At 42.3% G+C, this 23,670-nt stretch carries 19 protein-coding genes and 2 pseudogenes; 18 read left to right on the top strand and 3 right to left on the bottom strand.

Going from position 1 to position 23,670, the window contains the following annotated elements:
• Positions 1–72 precede the first annotated feature (72 nt).
• The 9 genes and pseudogenes from HMPREF8578_RS02570 to dnaJ all read left to right on the top strand — a co-directional run bounded on the left by HMPREF8578_RS02570 (position 73) and on the right by dnaJ (position 13,594).
• Positions 73–2,142: a G5 domain-containing protein gene (locus HMPREF8578_RS02570; protein WP_000087622.1), complete on the top strand. Its 2,070-nt coding sequence runs from the start codon at positions 73–75 to the stop codon at positions 2,140–2,142.
• 361 nt (positions 2,143–2,503) lie between these two features.
• Complete coding sequence (locus HMPREF8578_RS02565) at positions 2,504–6,355, top strand: LPXTG-anchored SHIRT domain periscope protein (RefSeq protein ID WP_000871410.1); 3,852 nt, start codon at positions 2,504–2,506, stop codon at positions 6,353–6,355.
• Between the two features lie 230 nt (positions 6,356–6,585).
• A pseudogene (tnpA, locus tag HMPREF8578_RS02560) lies at positions 6,586–7,049 on the top strand (IS200/IS605 family transposase).
• Between the two features lie 131 nt (positions 7,050–7,180).
• Positions 7,181–7,270, top strand: a pseudogene (locus tag HMPREF8578_RS12640) (DUF2812 domain-containing protein); the annotation flags it as partial.
• 160 nt (positions 7,271–7,430) lie between these two features.
• A complete protein-coding gene (gene hrcA / locus HMPREF8578_RS02555; RefSeq protein WP_000255745.1) occupies positions 7,431–8,465 on the top strand; it encodes a heat-inducible transcriptional repressor HrcA in 1,035 nt (344 codons plus the stop codon).
• Positions 8,466–8,491: 26 nt separating this feature from the next.
• Positions 8,492–9,007 (top strand): nucleotide exchange factor GrpE, encoded by a 516-nt coding sequence (gene grpE / locus HMPREF8578_RS02550; RefSeq protein ID WP_000046057.1) that lies wholly within the window; start codon positions 8,492–8,494, stop codon positions 9,005–9,007.
• A gap of 377 nt (positions 9,008–9,384) precedes the next feature.
• Positions 9,385–11,208, top strand: coding sequence for a molecular chaperone DnaK (gene dnaK, locus HMPREF8578_RS02545; RefSeq protein ID WP_000034686.1), 1,824 nt, complete (start codon positions 9,385–9,387; stop codon positions 11,206–11,208).
• Positions 11,209–11,552: 344 nt separating this feature from the next.
• On the top strand, positions 11,553–12,185 hold the full coding sequence (locus HMPREF8578_RS02540; RefSeq protein ID WP_000756337.1) for a DJ-1/PfpI family protein: 633 nt from the start codon (positions 11,553–11,555) through the stop codon (positions 12,183–12,185).
• Positions 12,186–12,457: 272 nt separating this feature from the next.
• Positions 12,458–13,594, top strand: a complete 1,137-nt coding sequence (gene dnaJ / locus HMPREF8578_RS02535; protein WP_001066315.1) for a molecular chaperone DnaJ — start codon at positions 12,458–12,460, stop codon at positions 13,592–13,594.
• A 79-nt stretch (positions 13,595–13,673) separates the two neighbouring features.
• Here the strand turns inward: dnaJ and HMPREF8578_RS02530 are convergent, their stop codons facing one another.
• The 3 genes from HMPREF8578_RS02530 to HMPREF8578_RS02520 all read right to left on the bottom strand — a co-directional run bounded on the left by HMPREF8578_RS02530 (position 13,674) and on the right by HMPREF8578_RS02520 (position 15,095).
• A complete protein-coding gene (locus HMPREF8578_RS02530; protein WP_025168793.1) occupies positions 13,674–14,327 on the bottom strand; it encodes a hypothetical protein in 654 nt (217 codons plus the stop codon).
• A gap of 69 nt (positions 14,328–14,396) precedes the next feature.
• Positions 14,397–14,675, bottom strand: coding sequence for a hypothetical protein (locus tag HMPREF8578_RS02525; RefSeq protein WP_000777740.1), 279 nt, complete (start codon positions 14,673–14,675; stop codon positions 14,397–14,399).
• Between the two features lie 9 nt (positions 14,676–14,684).
• The gene (locus tag HMPREF8578_RS02520; protein WP_001278307.1) at positions 14,685–15,095 is read right to left on the bottom strand and encodes an HIT family protein; all 411 of its coding nucleotides are present in this window, start codon (positions 15,093–15,095) and stop codon (positions 14,685–14,687) included.
• A 67-nt stretch (positions 15,096–15,162) separates the two neighbouring features.
• On the opposite strand from HMPREF8578_RS02520, the gene HMPREF8578_RS02515 reads away from it, so the two are divergent.
• The 9 genes from HMPREF8578_RS02515 to infB all read left to right on the top strand — a co-directional run bounded on the left by HMPREF8578_RS02515 (position 15,163) and on the right by infB (position 23,609).
• On the top strand, positions 15,163–15,894 hold the full coding sequence (locus HMPREF8578_RS02515) for an ABC transporter ATP-binding protein (protein WP_000889941.1): 732 nt from the start codon (positions 15,163–15,165) through the stop codon (positions 15,892–15,894).
• Complete coding sequence (locus HMPREF8578_RS02510) at positions 15,891–16,940, top strand: ABC transporter permease (RefSeq protein ID WP_000653799.1); 1,050 nt, start codon at positions 15,891–15,893, stop codon at positions 16,938–16,940. Before HMPREF8578_RS02515 ends, HMPREF8578_RS02510 begins: the two co-directional genes overlap by 4 nt.
• A gap of 47 nt (positions 16,941–16,987) precedes the next feature.
• On the top strand, positions 16,988–17,782 hold the full coding sequence (ccrZ, locus tag HMPREF8578_RS02505; protein ID WP_000363019.1) for a cell cycle regulator CcrZ: 795 nt from the start codon (positions 16,988–16,990) through the stop codon (positions 17,780–17,782).
• Entirely contained in the window at positions 17,779–18,414 is a 636-nt protein-coding gene (gene trmB, locus HMPREF8578_RS02500; protein WP_001266088.1) for a tRNA (guanosine(46)-N7)-methyltransferase TrmB, read from the top strand. The genes ccrZ and trmB overlap by 4 nt, the downstream gene beginning before the upstream one ends.
• A 126-nt stretch (positions 18,415–18,540) precedes the next feature.
• Positions 18,541–19,020 carry a ribosome maturation factor RimP gene (gene rimP / locus HMPREF8578_RS02495; RefSeq protein WP_000338696.1) on the top strand — a complete coding sequence of 160 codons (480 nt, stop codon included), beginning with the start codon at positions 18,541–18,543 and terminating at the stop codon, positions 19,018–19,020.
• Positions 19,021–19,062: 42 nt separating this feature from the next.
• Positions 19,063–20,199: a transcription termination factor NusA gene (gene nusA, locus HMPREF8578_RS02490; RefSeq protein ID WP_000032277.1), complete on the top strand. Its 1,137-nt coding sequence runs from the start codon at positions 19,063–19,065 to the stop codon at positions 20,197–20,199.
• 21 nt (positions 20,200–20,220) lie between these two features.
• Positions 20,221–20,514, top strand: a complete 294-nt coding sequence (gene rnpM, locus HMPREF8578_RS02485) for an RNase P modulator RnpM (protein WP_000857568.1) — start codon at positions 20,221–20,223, stop codon at positions 20,512–20,514.
• On the top strand, positions 20,507–20,806 hold the full coding sequence (locus tag HMPREF8578_RS02480; RefSeq protein ID WP_001041403.1) for a YlxQ-related RNA-binding protein: 300 nt from the start codon (positions 20,507–20,509) through the stop codon (positions 20,804–20,806). The genes rnpM and HMPREF8578_RS02480 overlap by 8 nt, the downstream gene beginning before the upstream one ends.
• A 16-nt stretch (positions 20,807–20,822) precedes the next feature.
• Positions 20,823–23,609 (top strand): translation initiation factor IF-2, encoded by a 2,787-nt coding sequence (infB, locus tag HMPREF8578_RS02475; protein WP_000039170.1) that lies wholly within the window; start codon positions 20,823–20,825, stop codon positions 23,607–23,609.
• Positions 23,610–23,670: the final 61 nt, after the last annotated feature.

The raw sequence follows: 23,670 nt of genomic DNA, 5'->3' as shown, positions 1-23,670 counted from the left end.
CATATAGTAAGAGGAGAGTAGAAAATTTTACTCTTCTCCTTACTGTATATTGAAAGTGTTAAGGAAAGAATAATGAGTAGAAAAAAATTATTAAAGTTAGGAATTTCTATACTTGCTTTAAATGCACTTGGAGTAGCCACTTATCATGTAGCTCCCGACTTGTATCAAATTCCAACAGTGCATGCGGAAGAGACACCAGCGGAAGATGAAGAAATTCCAGATGGCCAAGAGCGAAGTATTGCAAATACGTTCAAAAGAATGCTTGATAGTATAGAATCTTCAATTAAGGATTTTACAAATAGTCCAGATGAGGATAATAAAGAACTCCTAGAGGGTGATGTAGAAGAAGCAAAGAATTTTTTTGAGACTGCAAAGAAGGCAATGAAGAGTCCAGAAGGTCAAAAAAGTTTTGCGGCGCTTGAAGCTCGCTACAATTCTTTAAAAGCTAAGGCTGAGGCACTTCTCACTGGGGGAGATTTAAAAGAAGAACATCAAGAAGTCACAACTACTGAGGAGATTCCTTACCCATCTCGGACAGAAAACAATGCAGACCTCGCTGAAGGTACTCGAAAGGTAAAACAAGCGGGAGAAAAAGGTCAGAAGAAAGTTGTTTGGGATGTTACTTTGGTAAATGGCGTTGAGAAAAAACGTGATAGAAAGAGCCAAACAGTAATTAAAGAACCAGTAGAAGAAATCATCGAAGTTGGAACTAAGAAAACAGGTGTAGAAACCAAAGAAACAGTGACTGTAGAGGAAAAAGTTGCTTTCAAAGAAGAAACGAAAGTAGACCCAGCACTGGATAAAGGTCAAACGCGTGTTGAAGAAGGTGAAGAAGGTGTCGATGAAGTCACTTATGAAGTGACAAAAGTGGATGGTGTTGAAAAATCTCGTAAAGAAGTTTCACGCAAGACTAAGAAAGCTGCAAAAAACAAGATTACCTATACCGGTGGGAAAGCTGTTGTAACCACTAAGGAAGTAACCAAAACTGAAGAAGTTGCCTTCCAGACTCGTGAGGTTGAAAATGCACTCTTAGCTGAAGGTGTTCGCCGAGTGAAAACAGCTGGGCAAAAAGGTGTTCGTACCATTGTTGAAACAGTGACTTACACAGACGGTGTTGAAACAGGTCGTGTTGAGAAATCAAACACAATCACCACTCCAGCAGTAGACGAAGTTGTCGAAGTTGGAACTAAGAAAGTAGTAGCCCCAGTTGTAACGACTAAGGAAGAGACCAAGACGGAAGAAGTTGCTTTCCAAACTAAGGAAGTAACAAATCCAGATCTTCCAGAAGGAACTCGTCAAGTGAAGACAGCTGGTAAGAAGGGTGTTCGTACCATTGTTTATACAGTGACTTACACAGACGGCGTTGAAACAGGTCGTGTTGAGAAATCCAACACAATCACTACTCCAGCAGTAGACGAAGTTGTCGAAGTTGGAACTAAGAAAGTAGTAGCCCCAGTTGTAACGACTAAGGAAGAAACGAAGACAGAAGAAGTTGCTTTCCAAGTCAAAGAAGTGCAGAACGCAGACCTTCCAGAAGGAAGTCGTCAAGTGAAAGCTGCTGGTAAGAAGGGTGTTCGTACCATTGTTGAAACTGTCACTTACACAGATGGCGTTGAAACAGGTCGTGTTGAGAAATCCAACACAATCACTACTCCAGCAGTAGATGAGATTGTTGAAGTTGGAACTAAGAAAGTAGTAGCTCCAGTAGTTACAACGAAGGAAGAAATGAAAACAGAAGATGTTGCCTTCCAAACTAAGGAAGTCACAAATTCTGAACTTCCAGAAGGAACTCGTGTAGTAAAAGCTGCTGGTAAGAAGGGTGTTCGCACCATTGTTTACACAGTTACCTACACAGACGGAGTAGAAACAGGTCGTGTTGAGAAATCCAACACAATCACCACTCCAGCAGTAGATGAGATTGTTGAAGTTGGAACTAAGAAAGTAGCTTCTACAACAACCAACGGTAATAAGAATGATACTGCAACAACAGGGAACCAATCTGGAAGCACTAAGAAAGAAGAAACTGCAAGCCAAGATAAGAAAGTTCTACCAAGCACAGGTACAGCTTCTACCAGTCTTCTTTCAATGATTGGTTTATTTATCGCCGGTCTAGTCGGCTTTGTCGTTCGTAAGAAAGACTAAGGCTCTCTAATTGTACAAAAGCATCTTTGTACGAGAAATACTAAAAAGAACCCAGAATTTATTCTTGGGTTCTTTTTTATAAAAAATTAAATATATTAATGTTTATGTGTAGCTTGAGTACGTTATGAAACTCATGGAGTGATAATAGGTTCAACAATAAAACAGCTATTTACATAGTGTAAACGCCTGTTCTGAAACTTTGATATTTTAATTATTCTCACCGAAAATTGACAATCTGGAAATACAAAATAATAAATTTTTATCTATAATCTACTTTTAATTGCCCCCCTTTTGTGTTAAAATGAGATGAACATTTCTTTTGAAATGATTAAATAATCATTTTTAATTTTGGAGGTACATTATGAAATGGAAAAATCGCATGAGAATGCCTTTTTCTACTATTTTCAGTAGAAAAAAACAGGCTTTTCTCGGACTAGTCGTTTTACTTTTTTCTATTTTTCTTCTTCCGCTTCAATCTTATGCGGCTTTAGAAGAAATAAAAAATGGAACGGATATCTCAACCTTAGATATTCGTAAGTTTAATTTGAACATCAACAATTTTAGTGTTTTATCTAAATCACAGGCTGTTGATCAGTTTCATTTATCGAATCCCCACTATGAATATCTCTGGGGTGGTGCCTATCCAGGCGAGATGGAGAACTTTACTCTTAAAGTAGATAAAAGTAAAAAACAGGATCAAGTTTTTGAAAATCCTCTTTCTCTAAAATTCACAAATATTGGGACAGTCAATGGTAAGCAAGTAGATGCTTATCTAAATTTCAATAAAGTAACCCTACACTATCTTAATACTGCTCAGGCAGAATCTGAGATGAATAGTGCTCAAAAATCTACTGTTGAATTTTTCTCAATTTCTGAATTATGGGAAAGCAGTGCTTTTGAAATTGGTAATGTTCCTTACGTAGATGCGAATCATGATTACATCATGAATAAAGCATTTTGGATTGATGCTGATGTAACAGCCGAGTTGAGTTATGCAGATGGTTCAGAGACAGATTTGAAGTTGGTCATGAAACCAACGGACATCGATGCAATGGATGCAAACAACTTGAAGGAAACCTTCTATATTAAAGATTATCAAAATGATGTTAATCTTCGTTTGATGAACAATGCCAATGTTTTGAAACAGGAAGACCAAGGAGAACGAACTGCTTGGATTGCGACTCAGATTACAAGTGGTAGCTATTCTGAGAACAATATCTCTGGTTTCGCCCTTCGATCGAATAGTAATAGGATGAATTTTGCTTATTCATCAACAGAGGTTGCTTCGGCCGTCTTTGGTCTATATGTTGAAAAACTTGATCCGAGCCCTGTTCTAGAAGTTGATCCTACAGAGATTCCAGCTAAAGAGGGGCAGGATGTAACTTATAAGGCTACCTTTAAAATTCCGGTTCCAGGTAAAGATCTTTTAGCAGCACCTTCATCTATCGAAATGGTTCAGAATTTTGATGAGCGCCTTGATTATCAAGGACTTAAAGTGGAATCAGGTGGAGTGACTCTACAGGAAGGGCGTGATTATACTATTGAAAAGAATGGTCAAACTGTTACTGTTAAAATGACACCTGAATACATAAAAGCAAATTCTTCTGCTGAAATTATTGTAACTTATAATACTACTACAAACAAAAAAGTGGAAGAAAAGGGACCTGAAAAAATTAACAACACTGTAACCTTGCATGTTGATAACTTATCAGCTCCTTCTAATCAGGTGAGCACTGCTCTTCTTTACGAAAAACACCATGAATTTGTCAGTGGAACGCCAGGTAAAGAGTTGCCACAAGAAGTGAAAGATTTGCTTCCAGCAACAGAAAAGAACTTGTCTAATGGTAGTCAAGTAACTCCAACTCAACCAAGTCAAACAGAGGTTAAGACTGCAGAAGGTACATGGAGCTTTAAGTCCTACGATAAAGCATCAGAAACCATCAATGGAGCGGATGCTCACTTCGTCGGTACTTGGGAATTCACCCCAGCTCCAACTTACAAGGCAACACATGAATTTGTCAGCGGAACGCCAGGCAAAGAACTTCCGCAAGAAGTGAAAACCTTGCTTCCAGCAGACCAAACAGACTTGAAAGACGGTAGTCAAGCGACTCCGACTCAACCAAGTCAAACAGAAGTGAAGACCGCAGAAGGTACATGGAGCTTCAAGTCCTATGACAAGGCATCAGAAACTATCAATGGAGCGGATGCCCACTTCGTTGGTACTTGGGAATTCACCCCAGCACCAACTTACAAGGCAACACATGAATTTGTCAGCGGAACGCCAGGCAAAGAACTTCCACAAGAAGTGAAAACCTTGCTTCCGTCAGACCAAACAGACTTGAAAGACGGTAGTCAAGCGACTCCGACTCAACCAAGCCAAACAGAAGTGAAGACGTCAGAAGGTACATGGAGCTTTAAGTCCTATGACAAGACTTCAGAAACCATCAATGGAGCGGACGCACACTTTGTCGGTACTTGGGAATTCACCCCAGCTCCAACTTACAAGGCAACACATGAATTTGTCAGCGGAACTCCAGGCAAAGAGCTTCCACAAGAAGTGAAAACCTTGCTTCCATCAGACCAAACAGAATTGAAAGACGGTAGTCAAGCGACTCCGACTCAACCAAGTCAAACAGAAGTGAAGACCGCAGAAGGTACATGGAGCTTCAAGTCCTATGACAAAGCATCAGAAACCATCAATGGAGCGGATGCCCACTTCGTCGGTACCTGGGAATTCACTCCAGCGCCAACAGTGACTCATAAGGCAACTCACGAGTTTGTCAGCGGAACTCCGGGTAAAGAGCTTCCACAAGAAGTGAAGGCCCTTCTTCCAGCAGACCAAACAAACTTGAAAGATGGCAGCCAAGCAACACCAACACAACCAAGTCAAACAGAAGTGAAGACGGCAGAAGGCACATGGAGCTTCAAGTCCTATGACAAGGCATCAGAAACCATCAATGGAGCGGATGCCCACTTTATCGGTACTTGGGAATTCACCCCAGCTCCAACAGTGACTCATAAAGCAGTTCACGAGTTTGTCAGCGGAACTCCAGGCAAAGAACTTCCACAAGAAGTGAAAACCTTGCTTCCAGCAGATCAAACAGACTTGAAGGACGGCAGCCAAGCAACACCAACACAACCAAGTCAAACAGAAGTTAAGACCTCGGAAGGTACATGGAGCTTCAAGTCCTATGACAAGACTTCAGAGACTGTCAACGGTTCAGATGTTAAGTTTGTAGGGACATGGGAATTTACAGCAAGCCCAGTTCCAACACTGACTCATAAAGCAGTTCACGAGTTTGTCAGCGGAACTCCAGGTAAAGAACTTCCACAAGAAGTGAAAGCCTTGCTTCCAGCAGACCAAACAGACTTGAAAGACGGTAGCCAAGCGATTCCGACGCAACCAAGTCAAACAGAAGTTAAGACAGCAGAAGGCACATGGAGCTTCAAGTCCTACGATAAGACATCGGAAACAATTAATGGATCAGATGTTAAGTTTATAGGTACATGGGAATTTACAGCAACTCCAGTTCCAACAGTGACTCATAAAGCAGTTCACGAGTTTGTCAGCGGAACTCCAGGTAAAGAACTTCCACAAGAAGTGAAATCTCTTCTTCCGGCAGACCAAACAAACTTGAAAGATGGCAGTCAAGCAACGCCAACGCAACCAAGTCAAACAGAAGTTAAGACAGCAGAAGGTACCTGGAGCTTCAAGTCCTACGATAAAACATCGGAAACAATTAATGGATCAGATGTTAAGTTTATAGGTACATGGGAATTTACAGCAACTCCAGTTCCAACAGTGACTCATAAAGCAGTTCACGAGTTTGTTAGCGGAACTCCAGGCAAAGAACTTCCACAAGAAGTGAAAGCCTTGCTTCCAGCAGACCAAACAAACTTGAAAGATGGCAGTCAAGCAACGCCAACGCAACCAAGTCAAACAGAGGTTAAGACAGCAGAAGGCACATGGAGCTTCAAGTCTTATGACAAGACATCTGAAATCATCAATGGAGCAGACGCACACTTCGTAGGCATCTGGGAATTCACTCCGGCCCCAATTAAAGATTCTGGAAATACTAGTCAACCAGAAGAAGGAAGTAGTCAAAAGCAGAACTTGTTACCAAACACAGGTTCAGCAGTATCTGGTCTTCTTTCAATCATCGGTCTTGCCTTTGCAAGCCTAGCAGCTTTTGTTCTTCGCAAGAAAGATTAAGCTACTCTTAGGAAATAACAAAATGACTTCTTAATTCCTGAGCCTAAGAAGAGAGAACGAGAAATCGTTCTCTCTTTTTCGTTATGTGACTATTAGTCCGTCTCGCTCCGCAAGGTGCGAGACAAATAAACCACCTGCTATGCGGGTGCGCATCGAAGGTTATACCAAAAAACTCCAAACACGATACAATAAAGGTGTTCAAGCCAATTGTAAAGCGAAAGGAGAAAAATATGGCACAAAAGGCACATAGTTTATCACACACAAAGTGGATGTGTAAATATCACATTGTGTTCAACCCTAAGTATAGACGAAAAGTAATTTATAATCAATATCGAAGCAGTTTGGGAGAAATATTCCATCGATTATGTAGTTATAAAGGTGTTGAGATTATCGAAGGTCACTTAATGCCAGACCATGTACATATGTTAGTCAGTATTCCACCGAGGATAAGTGTTCAAGTTTCATGGGGTATTTAAAAGGTAAAAGTGCACTCATGATGTTTGACAAACACGCCAACCTCAAGTACAAGTTTGGGAATCGGCATTTCTGGGCAGAAGGTTATTATGTAAGTACAGTAGGGCTTAATGAAGCCACAATTAAGAAATATATTCAAGAACAGGAAAAGCATGATATAGCACTAGATAAATTAAGTGTAAAAGAATATGAGGATCCCTTTAGGGATAGTGGTAAGTAGTACCAAGGTCTCTTTAAGAGGCAAGTGACGAGTCAAGAGCAATGAGGCTTGAACAACGTGAAAGCCAGCGTCTTTAGGCGCTGGCTGGTGATTTGGGCTTATAGTCCTGGTGCAAACCACCCGTTAGACGGGTGGTTATGATTTTATACGCTTGCTTAATTTCTTATCTAATCTATGGTTTTTTCAGACTTAAAAGGAAATACCAAGTATATGAGAAGTAAGATTCTAGGTCTTCAGACTGATTTTTAGCACTCTTGGTAAAAGAGTGCTAATTTTTTGAGTTTTTGTCTTGACATTCTCTTCTAAGGGTGTATAATAGAATCATGAGTTAGCACTTGGATACATAGAGTGCTAATCGATCGGACAGAGAGGAGTGATGAGATGGTTACAGAGCGTCAGCAGGATATTTTAAATCTGATTATTGACATCTTTACCAAAACGCACGAACCTGTCGGATCCAAGGCGCTACAAGAGTCTATTAATTCTAGTAGTGCTACCATTCGTAATGATATGGCGGCTCTAGAAAAACAAGGATTGCTTGAAAAAGCGCATACTTCCAGTGGTCGGATGCCAAGTGTCGCGGGGTTTCAGTACTATGTGAAACACTCGCTTGCTTTTGACAGACTGGCTGAAAATGAGGTATACGAGATTGTCAAAGCCTTTGATCAGGAATTCTTCAAACTGGAGGATATTCTGCAAGAGGCTGCTAATCTACTGACTGACCTGAGTGGCTGTACGGTAGTAGCACTGGATGTTGAGCCGAGCAGGCAACGGTTGACAGCCTTTGATATTGTTGTCTTGGGGCAACATACAGCCTTGGCAGTATTTACCCTAGACGAGTCCCGAACGGTTACCAGTCAATTTCTGATTCCAAGGAACTTCTTGCAGGAAGATTTGCTGAAACTGAAGAGCATCATTCAGGAACGTTTCCTCACTCATACCGTTCTGGATATTCACTACAAGATTCGGACGGAGATTCCGCAGATTATCCAGCGTTACTTTACAACAACGGACAATGTCATGGATCTCTTTGAACACATTTTTAAAGAAATGTTCAATGAAAATATTGTAGTAGCGGGAAAAGTCAATCTCTTAAATTTTGCTAATCTAGTAGCCTATCAGTTCTTTGACCAACCACAAAAGGTGGCTTTGGAGATTCGTGAGGGTCTGCATGAAGATCAGATGCAAAATGTTCGTGTTGCGGACAGTCAAGAGTCTTGTCTAGCTGATCTAGCAGTGATTAGCAGTAAATTCCTCATCCCTTATCGTGGTTTTGGAATTCTAGCGATTATCGGTCCGGTCAATCTGGACTACCAGCAATTGGTCAATCAAGTCAATGTTGTCAATCGTGTTTTGACCATGAAGTTGACAGATTTTTACCGCTACCTCAGCAGTAATCATTACGAAGTACATTAAGATTGAAATCATTAAAGGAGGCGAAAATGGCCCAAGATAAAAAAAACGAAGAAATGAAAGAAGAGGAAGTTGTGGAAACAACTGAAGAAACAACTCCTGAGAAGTCTGAGTTGGACTTGGCAAATGAACGCGCGGATGAGTTCGAAAACAAATACCTTCGCGCTCATGCAGAAATGCAAAATATTCAACGCCGTGCCAATGAAGAACGTCAAAACTTGCAACGTTATCGTAGCCAAGACCTGGCAAAAGCAATCTTACCATCGCTTGACAACTTAGAACGTGCACTAGCAGTTGAAGGTTTGACAGACGATGTCAAAAAAGGATTGGAGATGGTGCAAGAGAGCTTGATTCACGCTTTGAAAGAAGAAGGAATCGAAGAAATTGCAGCTGACGGCGAATTTGACCATAACTATCACATGGCCATCCAAACTCTCCCAGCAGACGATGAACACCCAGCAGATACCATCGCCCAAGTCTTCCAAAAAGGCTACAAACTCCATGACCGCATCCTACGCCCAGCCATGGTAGTAGTCTATAACTAGGCAATTCTGACGGTTGCTGAAGCAACTCGTCAGAAAACGGCAATCGCTATGGCGTTTGCCTAGCCTCCTTACTAACTCATCGTCGAAATAAAATCGATTTCGACTCCTCGTGTCGCAACATATATATATTGAAAACTTGTCCGAAACGACAATAAACTATGAAGAAAGATAAAAAGCAAGCCGGAGGCTTGCAAGGAAGATATTGCCCGCCGTGGTGAAAGTTTCAGTAGCTTTTGCTACTGAAACAGGGGATTTTTGAGACAATAGGCTCAAAAATAAGTGATGAAATCCCAAAGGGAGTTGCTCACGTCCCCACCACTTAAGGGGAATATTAAGAAAAATCAAAAATAGAATATAAAATTTAAGGAGAAAAACACATGTCTAAAATTATTGGTATTGACTTAGGTACAACAAACTCAGCAGTTGCAGTTCTTGAAGGAACTGAAAGCAAAATCATCGCAAACCCAGAAGGAAATCGCACAACTCCATCTGTAGTATCATTCAAAAACGGAGAAATCATCGTTGGTGATGCCGCAAAACGCCAAGCAGTCACAAACCCAGATACAGTTATCTCTATCAAATCTAAGATGGGAACTTCTGAAAAAGTTTCTGCAAATGGAAAAGAATACACTCCACAAGAAATCTCAGCTATGATCCTTCAATACTTGAAAGGTTACGCTGAAGAATACCTTGGTGAAAAAGTAACCAAAGCAGTTATCACAGTTCCAGCTTACTTTAACGACGCTCAACGTCAAGCAACTAAAGACGCTGGTAAAATTGCTGGTCTTGAAGTAGAACGTATCGTTAACGAGCCAACTGCAGCAGCCCTCGCTTACGGTTTGGACAAGACTGACAAAGAAGAAAAAATCTTGGTATTTGACCTTGGTGGTGGTACATTCGACGTATCTATCCTTGAATTGGGTGACGGTGTCTTCGACGTATTGTCAACTGCAGGGGACAACAAACTTGGTGGTGACGACTTTGACCAAAAAATCATCGACCACTTGGTAGGAGAATTCAAGAAAGAAAATGGTATTGACTTGTCTACTGACAAGATGGCGATGCAACGTTTGAAAGATGCAGCTGAAAAAGCTAAGAAAGACCTTTCTGGTGTAACTTCAACACAAATCAGCTTGCCATTCATCACTGCAGGTGAGGCTGGACCTCTTCACTTGGAAATGACTTTGACTCGTGCGAAATTTGACGATTTAACTCGTGACCTTGTTGAACGTACAAAAGTTCCAGTTCGTCAAGCCCTTTCAGATGCAGGTTTGAGCTTGTCAGAAATCGATGAAGTTATCCTTGTTGGTGGTTCAACTCGTATCCCAGCCGTTGTAGAAGCTGTGAAAGCTGAAACTGGTAAAGAACCAAACAAATCAGTAAACCCTGACGAAGTTGTTGCCATGGGTGCTGCGATCCAAGGTGGTGTCATTACTGGTGATGTGAAAGACGTTGTCCTTCTTGATGTAACACCATTGTCACTTGGTATCGAAACAATGGGTGGAGTATTTACAAAACTTATCGATCGCAACACTACTATTCCAACATCTAAATCACAAGTCTTCTCAACTGCAGCAGACAACCAACCAGCCGTTGATATCCACGTTCTTCAAGGTGAACGCCCAATGGCAGCAGATAACAAGACTCTTGGACGCTTCCAATTGACAGACATCCCAGCTGCTCCTCGTGGTATCCCACAAATCGAAGTAACATTTGACATCGACAAGAACGGTATCGTATCTGTTAAGGCTAAAGATCTTGGAACTCAAAAAGAACAAACTATTGTCATCCAATCTAACTCTGGTTTGACTGATGAAGAAATCGACCGCATGATGAAAGATGCAGAAGCAAACGCTGAAGCAGATAAGAAACGTAAAGAAGAAGTTGACCTTCGTAACGAAGTAGACCAAGCTATCTTTGCGACTGAAAAGACAATCAAGGAAACTGAAGGAAAAGGCTTCGATGCAGAACGTGACGCTGCCCAAGCTGCCCTTGATGAGCTTAAGAAAGCCCAAGAAGATAACAACTTGGACGAAATGAAAGCAAAACTCGAAGCATTGAACGAAAAAGCTCAAGGACTTGCTGTTAAACTCTACGAACAAGCCGCAGCAGCCCAACAAGCTCAAGCAGGAGCAGAAGGCGCACAAGCAACAGGAAACGCAGGCGATGACGTCGTAGACGGAGAGTTTACTGAAAAGTAAGATGCAAAGCCCGTTAAAACCTCACAGTGAAAATAGGAAATCTGACGCAGAAACTTTAGTTTCTAGGAAGATTTGTCTTTTTCACCAAGAGGTTAGGGCGTGCTCAATTCGGTAAGATGTTGAGGCGTTAAGAAAACAAAAGAAAAATAGGAAGTCATCGCCTTGTGCGATGCACAAAAGATGGCTTATCTTTTTTCCGAAGTTTTTAGCCGAAACTCAGTTAAGCCTAACTCGTTAAGAATGACGAATTACTAAGGTTCATTGTCTAAATGTAATAATGATAGGAAGAAATCCAGAGGTTGCAACCCAGCCTCTGTTTTTCGGTAAAATAGAGGATGTTGCGTATGAAAAAAGTACTTTGTATCATTTATCCTAATTTTTCTCTTCATGAGATAACCGCTTTAACAAGTACTTTAGCTCTGTCTTTTGACATCACGATTGATTATGTCGCTTCAGATTATTCGATAGTTATATCTGAGGATGGCTTGCCTTGTCGGTCTACAAAAACATTGGATCAAGTACGTATAGAAGAATATTCTTGTGTGATTTTGCCAGGAATGGTAAATATAGGTCCTGCTCTACAGGATGAAAAATTAAATTCGTTTTTGAGGGAACTCGGTAAGCAGGATATCTTAATTACAGCCATTTCTTCAGCACCTATTTTGTTGGCAAAAGCAGGTTTATTGAATGATACGAAATTTACAGGTGGGATTTGGCAAAACTTCTTTGACTATTTTGAATTTCTTCCTCGGAAAAATTTCAAAGCAAAAGCTGTCCTGCAAGATAAAAATATCATTACTGCTATTGGTTTTGCACATCAAGAGTTTGCAAGAAAAGTAATTCTTGGTCTAGATTTGACAGAAAATACTGACAACTATTTTAAAGAACAAGACGGGTATACAGAGGAGGATTTGATATTTACTCTATCAGATGAAGAGTTTGATGAAGTGAAGCAGAGTATAGAAAATACCCTCTAAATATTTACTTATAAATTATAGAAAGGAATAAGGGTGTTCGAGTAACTGAACACGGTTTCCGAAATTTCTAACTCAATATAAAAGAAAGGAATTGAACCCGACCTAAATGGTGGTTTAATTCAAAATATCAATAGAAAGGAACAAGTGTGTTCAGGGAATTGAACACGGGCTACGGACTGTGCCAAAAAGATAGTTTTTTCTAGGACGTAAGTGTTTGTCGTCAAAACTCCTATTTTGGCTGTGTCCGTTTGACGCCCTTTGTATCTTGAATTATGAACAATACTGAATTTTATGATCGTCTGGGGGTGTCAAAAAACGCTTCGGCAGACGAGATCAAAAAGGCTTATCGTAAGCTTTCAAAAAAATATCACCCAGATATCAACAAGGAGCCTGGCGCTGAGGAAAAATACAAGGAAGTTCAAGAAGCCTATGAGACTTTGAGTGACGACCAAAAACGTGCAGCCTACGACCAATATGGTGCTGCAGGTGCCAACGGTGGCTTTGGTGGTGCCGGTGGTTTTGGCGGTTTTGACGGAGCAGGTGGCTTCGGTGGTTTTGAAGATATCTTCTCAAGTTTTTTCGGGGGAGGCGGTGCTTCACGCAATCCAAACGCTCCTCGTCAAGGGGATGATCTCCAGTACCGTGTGAACTTGACCTTTGAAGAAGCTATCTTCGGAACAGAAAAGGAAGTTAAGTACAACCGTGAAGCCAGCTGTCGTACATGTAATGGATCTGGTGCTAAGCCAGGGACAAGTCCAGTCACTTGTGGGCGCTGTCATGGCGCTGGTGTTATTAACGTCGATACACAGACTCCGCTTGGGATGATGCGCCGTCAAGTAACCTGTGATGTCTGTCATGGTCGTGGAAAAGAAATCAAAGATCCATGTACAACTTGTCACGGAACAGGTCATGAAAAACAAGCTCATAGCGTACATGTGAAGATCCCTGCTGGTGTGGAAACAGGCCAACAAATCCGCCTAGCTGGTCAAGGTGAAGCAGGCTTTAACGGTGGACCTTATGGTGACTTGTATGTAGTAGTTTCTGTGGAAGCTAGCGATAAGTTTGAACGTGAAGGAACAACTATTTTCTACAAGTTAAATCTTAATATTGTCCAAGCTACTCTTGGAGATACTGTAGAAATTCCAACTGTTCATGGAGATGTTGAATTGGTTATCCCAGAAGGAACTCAGACTGGCAAGAAATTCCGTCTACGTGGCAAGGGAGCACCGAGCCTTCGTGGCGGTGCTGTTGGTGACCAATACGTTACTGTCAATGTCGTGACTCCGACAGGTTTGAACGACCGCCAAAAAGCAGCGCTTAAAGAATTCGCAGCTGCAGGCGACTTGAAAGTCAATCCAAAGAAAAAAGGCTTCTTTGACCATATTAAAGATGCCTTTGAAGGAGAATAAAGTAAAAAGAGCCGATTGGCTCTTTTTTTGTATAATCTTGGAAAATTTAGCATCGAGCAATCACTCTCCAATTAGTCTACTATTTATACTTTTGAGTGAGCAAGCCAGCAGTATCCATCTCCTGAATGAGTTGCTTGAATTCCTCTTCCTTTCCAGGCTTAACGGTGACGGTATCAATGCGCTTAATCGCCGAATTATCCTGAATATCTACTAAGGTCAAAGCTTTTTCATAGAATGCGATTCCCTTTTTAAAACTTTCCTGATTATTCCAAAAGAGAAGTGAGTAATTAGGGTTAAATTTCTTTCCTTTTTCTTGGAAATACTTCTCGCCCTCCTCCTTTAAAAATTGTATTAAACCGTGATTGAACAAGTTATCCCCTACTTTATAGTAGGAAATCTCTCCTGTCTGGAGGACATAGACTTCGAGTCGATTTTTGGTGAGTTTTGGACTTTCTTTTAGGACGGTGTGACTATTGATAACCTCATCTGAGAAAGTAACATAGAAATTTAAGCCTCCACCTTCAAATTGATACCTTCCATTTGATTCTACTTTCTCAGGAGGCATGTCAAGGGAGGTAAAGATTTGTTTTAAGTCGTCATTCCCTTTTCGGATGTCACTTGGTGACGCTTTGAAAAGATTGGCCACTAGTAGAAATGCTAGGGCTGCAAGCAGGCAGAGACAGCCGCAAATAATCGCGATGACCTTCGCTAGAACTTTTACAAACTGTTTCATTTTCATTCCCTCCCTTTTCTGTTCAAATCTAGTAATCCAAAATGGATTTAAGGAAAGTTGGAGGCTTTCTTATTCTTGTTTTTCTTCTTGGAGGACCGCCATTCTAGTCTGGAAATCTTTTTCCAAGACTTTGAACTTGTAGGTCAAATCTTTTTGGTATTCCTTGATAAGGGCTTTTTGTTGGTCGATGATTTGTAGGCTGTTTTGGATGATATCCAAATCATCCTTGATAGCTTCGACGCGGTCAGTTGTATCTAGCACTTCATCCTGAATGGCTTGGCGATTTTTCACGACAAAATAACTTCCGGCTGCAGCTCCTGCAAATAGCAATAGATTGGATAGTTTCATGGCAACTCCTTAAGCGTTTTTAATGGTTTCAGCGACTTGGGCAAGTTTGTCAAAGTCAGGTTCGTGGGCGATAAAGTCAATCTTAAGGTCATCTTCTGCACTGTAGCGAGGAACGAGGTGCACGTGAGTATGAAAGACCGTTTGACCAGCAATTTCCTCGCAGTTGGCAATGATATTCATGCCGACAGCTTTGGTAGCCTTCATGACTTTTTGAGCCACTGTTGGCACTTGGGCAAAGAGTTGGCTAGCACTCGCAGCATCCATCTCCAAAAGATTGCGATAGTGCTCTTTGGGTACAATGAGGGTGTGTCCAGGCGTTACTTGAGAGATATCAAGAAAGGCAAGAACCTGCTCATCCTCGTATACTTTTGAAGCAGGAATCTCCCCTGCGATAATCTTACAAAAAATGCAATCTGACATAAAATCCACCTCTACTGTATTGAATTTTGATATAATATAGCTACATTATACCAGATTCGGAGAAAATATGTTAGAAATTAAAAACCTGACAGGAGGCTATGTTCATGTCCCTGTCTTGAAAGATGTGTCCTTTACCGTTGAAAGTGGGCAGTTGGTCGGTTTGATTGGGCTCAACGGTGCTGGGAAATCAACGACAATCAATGAGATTATTGGTCTGTTGACACCTTACAGTGGGGAAATCAAGATTAACGGTCTCACCCTGCGAGAAGATGCGACCAGCTATCGCAAGCAGATTGGGTATATCCCAGAAACGCCTAGTCTGTATGAGGAATTGACCCTCAGGGAGCATATTGAGACGGTTGCCATGGCCTATGGTATTGAGCAAAAAGTGGCTTTTGATCGTGTGGAACCTTTGTTAAAAATGTTTCGTTTGGATCAAAAATTAGACTGGTTTCCAGTACATTTCTCAAAAGGGATGAAGCAGAAGGTCATGATTATCTGTGCTTTTGTGGTGGATCCGAGTCTTTTCATCGTTGATGAGCCTTTTCTTGGGCTCGATCCGCTGGCCATTTCTGACTTGATTCAGCTTCTAGAAGTGGAAAAGCAAAAAGGCAAGTCCATTCTCATGAGTACCCACGTGCTAGACTCAGCAGAAAAGATGTGTGATGCCTTTGTCATTCTCCACAAGGGAGAGGTTCGGGCTCAGGGGAATCTCCAGCAACTGCGCGAGACCTTTAGCATGCCTGAAGCGAGTTTGAATGATATTTACTTGGCTCTGACCAAAGAGGAGGAGCTATGAAAGACTTGTTTTTAAAGCGAAAGCAGGCTTTTCGTAAGGAGTGTGTCAGTTATCTGCGCTATGTTCTCAATGACCACTTTGTCTTGTTCCTGCTAGTTCTCATCGGTTTTCTAGCTTACCAGTACAGTCAACTCCTGCAACATTTTCCTGAAAACCACTGGCCTATTCTCTTGTTTTTAGTAATAGTATCTATCTTGCTTTTGGCTTGGGGAGGAATCGCGACCTACATGGAAGGACCTGACAAGCTCTTTCTCTTAGTCAGTGAAGAGGAGGTTAAGTCTCACCTCAAAGGGCAGACAGTGCGCTCACTAGTCTTTTGGCTCTTGGTCCAAACCCTTTTCTTGCTTTTATTTGCGCCCTTATTTTTAGCCATGGGTTATGGCTTGCCAGTTTTTCTGGTCTATGTGCTTTTATTGGGAGTAGTAAAATATCTCCTCTTTCGTCAAAAGGCCAGCAAATTTTGTACTGAAACTGGCCTCGACTGGGACTATGTCATTGCCCAAGAAAGCAAGCGCAAGCAAGTCTTGCTTCGTTTCTTTGCTCTCTTTACTCAGGTCAAGGGGGTTTCAAATAGTGTCAAACGTCGCGCTTATCTGGATTTTATCCTTAAAGCAGTTCAGAAAGTGCCGAGCAAGATTTGGCAAAACCTCTATCTTCGTTCTTATCTGCGAAATGGAGATCTCTTTGCCCTCAGTCTCCGTCTCTTACTCCTATCCTTGTTAGCTGTGATCTTCATCGAGCAATCCTGGATCGCGACAGCAGTAGTAGTTTTATTTAACTATCTCCTGCTCTTTCAGTTACTGGCCCTCTATCATGCCTTTGACTACCAGTACTTGACTCAGCTCTTTCCACTAGAAAAAGGGGAGAAAGAGAAGGGATTGAAACAGATTGTGCTTGGTGTGGGAAGTGCAGTTCTTTTGCTGGAATTGCTAGTCGGAGCAGTGGTTTTTCAAGAAAAAATAGCCTTGTTGGCTCTTGTAGGGGCTAGTCTCTTCCTACAATTGTTTTATTTGCCTTACCAACTAAAAAGATTGGTTGACGAATAGACCAAAAACTAGTAGAATAGTAAGGAAACTTTATACGGAGGAAAGAAATGGACTTGGGTGATAATGAGCTAACGCTGACCCCTATCCCTGGGAAGAGTGGCAAAGCTTATATGGGAAGCTACCCTGATGGGAAGCGCGTCTTTGTAAAAATGAACACCTCTCCAATCCTACCTGGGCTAGCCAGAGAACAAATCGCTCCTCAATTACTATGGACTCGTCGTTTGCCAGATGGCCGTGATATGTGTGCTCAGGAATGGCTGACGGGTAAAATCTTGACCCCTTACGATATGAATCGCAAGCAGATTATCAATATCTTGAACCGCCTTCACCGCTCGCGTCCTTTGATGAAGCAGTTGAGCCGTTTGGGATACACCATGGAAACACCAGTTGATTTGCTACGTTCTTGGCAGCAAGGGGTTCCAGAAATCTTGAAGCAGAATCACTATTTGAACAGTGTGATTGCGGAGCTAGGTAAGACGGTTCCAGGTTTTAGGGAAGACCATGCAACGATTGTGCATGGCGATCTTCGTCATAGTAATTGGATTGAAACAGAGAGTGGACTCGTTTATCTAGTGGATTGGGACTCGGTTCGTCTGACGGATCGTATGTTTGATGTGGCGCATTTGCTATGCCACTACATTCCAGATCATCAGTGGCGCCAATGGTTGAGAGACTACGGCTATAAGTACAATCAGACAGTGTTAGATAAATTGTATTGGTATGGTCAGTATTCTTACTTGAACCAGATTGCCAAATACTGTGAAAATCAAGATTTAGACAATGTAAACCGGGAGATTTATGCCTTGCGCGTCTTCCGTGATAAGTATGGAAAGAAGAGATGAGAGTTAGAAATCGTAAAGGGGCGACAGAATTACTAGAGGCTAATCCTCAGTATGTAGTCCTCAATCCTTTGGAGGCTAAAGGGAAATGGCGAGACTTGTTTGGAAATGATCATCCTATTCATGTTGAAGTTGGAAGTGGGAAAGGGGCCTTCGTATCAGGAATGGCCAAGCAAAATCCTGACATCAACTACATCGGGATTGACATTCAAAAGTCGGTATTGAGTTATGCCTTGGACAAGGTGCTTGAAGTTGGAGTGCCCAATATCAAGTTGTTGTGGGTAGATGGTTCAGATTTGACCGACTACTTTGAAGACGGTGAGATTGATCGTCTCTACCTAAACTTTTCAGATCCCTGGCCTAAAAAACGCCATGAAAAACGTCGTTTGACTTACAAGAGTTTCTTGGATACCTTCAAGCGCATCTTGCCTGAGAATGGGGAAATCCATTTCAAGACAGATAACCGTGGCTTGTTTGAGTACAGTCTAGTGAGCTTTTCTCAGTATGGGATGAAACTCAATGGTGTTTGGCTGGACTTGCATGCTAGTGATTTTGAAGGCAATGTCATGACAGAATATGAGCAAAAATTCTCTAGCAAAGGTCAAGTGATCTATCGAGTTGAAGCAGAATTTTAAGAAATAGCTTGAAAACCAGCTGTTTGAGTGCTAATGCTTTACATAAATTGACAAACGTGCTATACTGATAGTAAGAATATGAGAAAGAGAGGCGGGGAAATATCTTCGCCTCTTGCTTATGAGGAGGTGGACGCAATCGCAACAATCGTAGAATTAGTCAGAGAAGTTGTAGAACCTGTCATCCAAGCGCCTTTCGAGCTCGTGGATATCGAGTATGGAAAGATTGGCAGTGACATGATTCTCAGTATTTTTGTAGATAAACCCGAAGGAATTACCTTGAACGACACGGCAGACTTGACAGAAATCATCAGTCCTGTTCTTGATACTATCAAGCCTGATCCCTTCCCAGAACAATATTTCCTAGAAATCACCAGTCCAGGCTTGGAACGTCCTTTGAAAACCAAGGATGCTGTCGCTGGAGCAGTTGGGAAATACATTCATGTCGGGCTCTACCAAGCCATTGATAAGCAAAAAGTCTTTGAAGGAACCTTGGTATCCTTTGAAGGGGATGAGTTGACTATGGAGTATATGGACAAGACACGTAAGAAAACCGTCCAAATTCCATACAGTTTAGTATCAAAAGCACGTTTAGCAGTAAAACTATAGAAAAGAAAGGATAGCTTTTGAGGATTCAAAAGTAAAAAGAACATGAGTAAAGAAATGCTAGAGGCCTTCCGCATTTTGGAAGAAGACAAGGGAATCAAAAAAGAAGACATCATCGACGCAGTAGTAGAGTCGCTTCGTTCCGCTTATCGCAGACGCTATGGTCAATCTGACAGCGTAGCCATCGACTTCAATGAAAAGACAGGTGACTTTACAGTTTATACTGTCCGTGAAGTTGTTGATGAAGTGTTTGATAGCCGCTTGGAAATCAGCTTGAAAGATGCTCTTGCCATTAATTCAGCCTATGAACTTGGTGACAAAATCAAATTTGAAGAAGCACCAGCTGAGTTTGGTCGTGTAGCAGCCCAGTCTGCTAAACAAACCATCATGGAAAAAATGCGCAAGCAAACACGTGCCATCACTTACAATACTTACAAAGAACATGAACAAGAAATCATGTCTGGTACAGTAGAACGATTTGACAACCGTTTCATTTATGTTAACCTTGGTAGCATCGAAGCCCAATTATCAAAACAAGACCAAATCCCTGGAGAAGTCTTTGCTTCCCACGACCGTATCGAAGTCTATGTCTACAAGGTTGAAGACAACCCTCGTGGTGTCAACGTATTTGTTAGCCGTAGCCATCCAGAAATGATCAAACGTTTGATGGAGCAAGAAATTCCAGAAGTGTATGATGGAACTGTCGAAATCATGAGCGTGGCTCGTGAAGCTGGTGACCGTACGAAAGTTGCTGTTCGTAGCCACAATCCTAACGTGGATGCTATCGGGACAATCGTTGGACGTGGTGGTGCCAATATCAAGAAGATCACCAGCAAATTCCACCCAGCTCGCTACGACGCTAAGAGCGACCGCATGATTCCTGTCGAAGAGAACATTGACGTTATCGAGTGGGTAGCGGATCCAGCTGAGTTTATCTACAATGCCATCGCACCTGCAGAGGTTGACCAAGTTATCTTTGATGAAAATGACAGCAAACGTGCCTTGGTTGTTGTACCTGATAACAAGCTTTCTCTTGCCATCGGTCGTCGCGGACAAAACGTTCGCTTGGCAGCTCATTTGACAGGTTACCGTATCGATATCAAGTCTGCCAGTGAGTTTGAAGCTATGGAAGAAGCAGGTCAAGTGGATTACGCAGCTGCGGACGAATTGATCGAAGAATAAAAGCTGCTAGAGGAGGGAAAGATGAAAACAAGAAAAATCCCTTTGCGCAAGTCTGTTGTATCCAACGAAGTGATTGATAAGCGTGATTTGCTCCGCATTGTCAAGAACAAAGAAGGGCAAGTCTTTATCGATCCGACAGGCAAGGCCAATGGCCGTGGCGCTTATATCAAGCTAGACAATACAGAAGCCCTAGAGGCAAAAAAGAAGAAAGTCTTTAACCGCAGCTTTAACATGGAAGTGGAAGAAAGCTTTTATGACGAGTTGATCGCTTATGTGGATCACAAAGTGAAAAGAAGAGAGTTAGGACTTGAATAAGCAAAAGATAAGCAATCTCTTGGGACTTGCTCAACGAGCAGGTCGAATCATATCGGGTGAGGAATTGGTGGTCAAGTCCATCCAAGACCAGAAAGCCAAGCTAGTCTTTCTAGCCCATGATGCTGGCCCTAATCTAACCAAGAAGATTCAAGATAAAAGTGACTATTATCAAGTAGAAGTTATAACCGTGTTTTCAACACTGGAATTAAGCATAGCAGTCGGAAAATCGAGAAAGGTTTTGGCTGTGACAGATGCTGGATTTACAAAGAAAATGAGGTCTCTTATGGAATAGAAGAGGAGGACATGATTTGTCTAAGAAAAGATTGTACGAAATCGCAAAAGAACTTGGAAAAGAAAGTAAAGAAGTTGTAGCGCGTGCAAAAGAGTTGGGCTTGGATGTGAAAAGCCACTCATCGAGCGTGGAAGCTGCTGCTGCTGAACAAATCGCGGCTAGCTTTAAACCTGCACCTGCTCCTAAGGCAGAAGCAAAACCTGCAGCACCAAAAGCAAGTGTAGAAAAGAAAGCAGAAAAGTCTGTATCAGCTAAACCAGTAGCCGCTAAGGAAGAAAGCAAATCAGCTACACCTGCAGCTCCTAAAGAAGAAAAAGTAGTGGCCGCAAGACCACAGAGTCGAAACTTCAAGGCGGAGCGTGAGGCGCGTGCCAAAGAGCAGGCAGAGCGACGCAAACAAAACAAGGGCAACAACCGTGACCAACAACAAAACGGCAACCGTCAGAAAAATGACGGCCGTAATGGTGGAAAACCTGGTCAAGGAAACCGCGACAATCGCCGATTTAACGACCAAGGGAAAAAACCACAAGGTCAAGGGAATCGTGGCAATGATCGCCGTCAGCAACAAGACTTCCAGCCAAAACAAGCTGGACCACGTGTTGACTTTAAAGCCCGTGCAGCAGCCCTAAAAGCAGAGCAAAATGCAGAGTACGCACGCTCAAGCGAGGAGCGCTTCAAACAATCGCAAGCTGCCAAAGAAGCCTTGGCTCAAGCTAACAAACGCAAGGAGCCAGAGGAAATCTTTGAAGAAGCTGCTAAGCTAGCTGAACAAACGCAGCCAGCTGTAACAGTAGCTCCTGTAGCGAAAGAAGCGCCAGTGGATACACGTCGTAAAAAACAAGCTCGACCAGACAAAGAACGTGACGATTATGATCACGAAGAAGATGGTCCTAGAAAACAACAAAAGAATCGAAGTAGTCAGAATCAAGTGAGAAATCAAAGAAATAGTAACTGGAATAACAATAAGAAAAATAAAAAAGGGAACAAGCAAAACAGCCGTAACCAGACTCCAAAACCTGTTACAGAGCGTAAGTTCCATGAATTGCCAACAGAATTTGAGTATACAGATGGTATGACTGTTGCGGAAATCGCAAAACGTATCAAACGTGAACCAGCAGAAATCGTTAAGAAACTCTTTATGATGGGTGTCATGGCCACACAAAACCAATCCTTGGATGGAGAAACAATTGAACTCCTCATGGTGGATTACGGTATCGAAGCCAAACAAAAGGTTGAAGTGGATAATGCCGACATCGAACGTTTCTTTGTCGAAGATGGCTATCTTAACGAAGATGAATTGGTTGAGCGTCCACCAGTTGTAACCATCATGGGACACGTTGACCATGGTAAAACAACCCTCTTGGATACCCTTCGTAACTCCCGTGTTGCGACAGGTGAAGCGGGTGGTATCACTCAGCATATCGGTGCCTACCAAATCGTTGAAAATGGCAAGAAGATTACCTTCCTTGATACACCAGGACACGCGGCCTTTACCTCTATGCGTGCGCGTGGTGCCTCTGTTACCGATATTACCATCTTGGTTGTAGCGGCTGACGACGGGGTTATGCCTCAGACTATCGAAGCCATCAACCACTCAAAAGCGGCCAACGTTCCAATTATCGTAGCTATCAACAAGATTGATAAACCAGGTGCCAATCCAGAACGTGTTATCGGTGAATTGGCAGAGCATGGTGTTATGTCAACAGCTTGGGGTGGAGATTCTGAGTTTGTCGAAATCTCGGCTAAATTCAACCAAAACATCGATGAACTCTTGGAAACGGTCCTACTTGTGGCTGAAATCCAAGAACTCAAAGCAGACCCAACAGTGCGTGCGATCGGTACGGTTATCGAAGCGCGCTTGGATAAAGGAAAAGGTGCGGTCGCAACCCTTCTTGTCCAACAAGGTACCTTGAATGTCCAAGACCCAATCGTTGTCGGAAATACCTTCGGTCGTGTCCGTGCTATGACCAATGACCTTGGTCGTCGTGTTAAGGTTGCAGGTCCGTCAACACCAGTTTCTATCACAGGTTTGAACGAAGCGCCAATGGCGGGTGACCACTTTGCCGTTTACGAAGATGAAAAATCTGCGCGTGCGGCCGGTGAAGAACGTGCAAAACGTGCCCTCATGAAACAACGTCAAGCTACTCAACGTGTCAGCCTTGAAAACCTCTTTGATACGCTTAAAGCTGGTGAGCTCAAGTCAGTCAATGTTATCATCAAGGCCGACGTACAAGGATCTGTTGAAGCCCTTTCTGCCTCACTTCAAAAAATCGATGTGGAAGGTGTGAAAGTTACTATCGTTCACTCGGCAGTCGGTGCCATCAATGAATCTGACGTGACTCTTGCCGAAGCTTCAAATGCCTTTATCGTTGGTTTCAACGTACGCCCTACACCACAAGCGCGTCAACAAGCTGAAGCTGACGATGTAGAAATCCGTCTCCACAGCATTATCTATAAGGTTATCGAAGAGATGGAAGAAGCCATGAAAGGGATGCTTGACCCAGAATTCGAAGAAAAAGTTATCGGTGAAGCAGTTATCCGTGAAACCTTTAAGGTATCTAAAGTCGGAACTATCGGTGGATTCATGGTTATCAACGGTAAGGTTACCCGTGACTCTAAAGTTCGTGTTATCCGTGACGGTGTCGTTATCTATGACGGCGAACTTGCAAGCTTGAAACACTACAAAGACGACGTTAAAGAAGTTACAAACGGTCGTGAAGGTGGATTGATGATTGATGGCTACAATGATATCAAGACTGATGATGTGATTGAGGCCTATGTCATGGAAGAAATCAAACGATAATAGAGAAACGATAGCCGATTTGACTCGTCGTCAACAGCGCCTTGATGAACCCTTAGTTCTA

This window comes from Streptococcus oralis ATCC 49296 (assembly GCF_000185265.1).
In the GTDB taxonomy this organism is placed as follows: Bacteria; Bacillota; Bacilli; order Lactobacillales; family Streptococcaceae; genus Streptococcus; species Streptococcus oralis_BC.
Note: the sequence above shows the minus strand (reverse complement) of the source record. Positions and strands in the feature narration are given on the sequence as shown.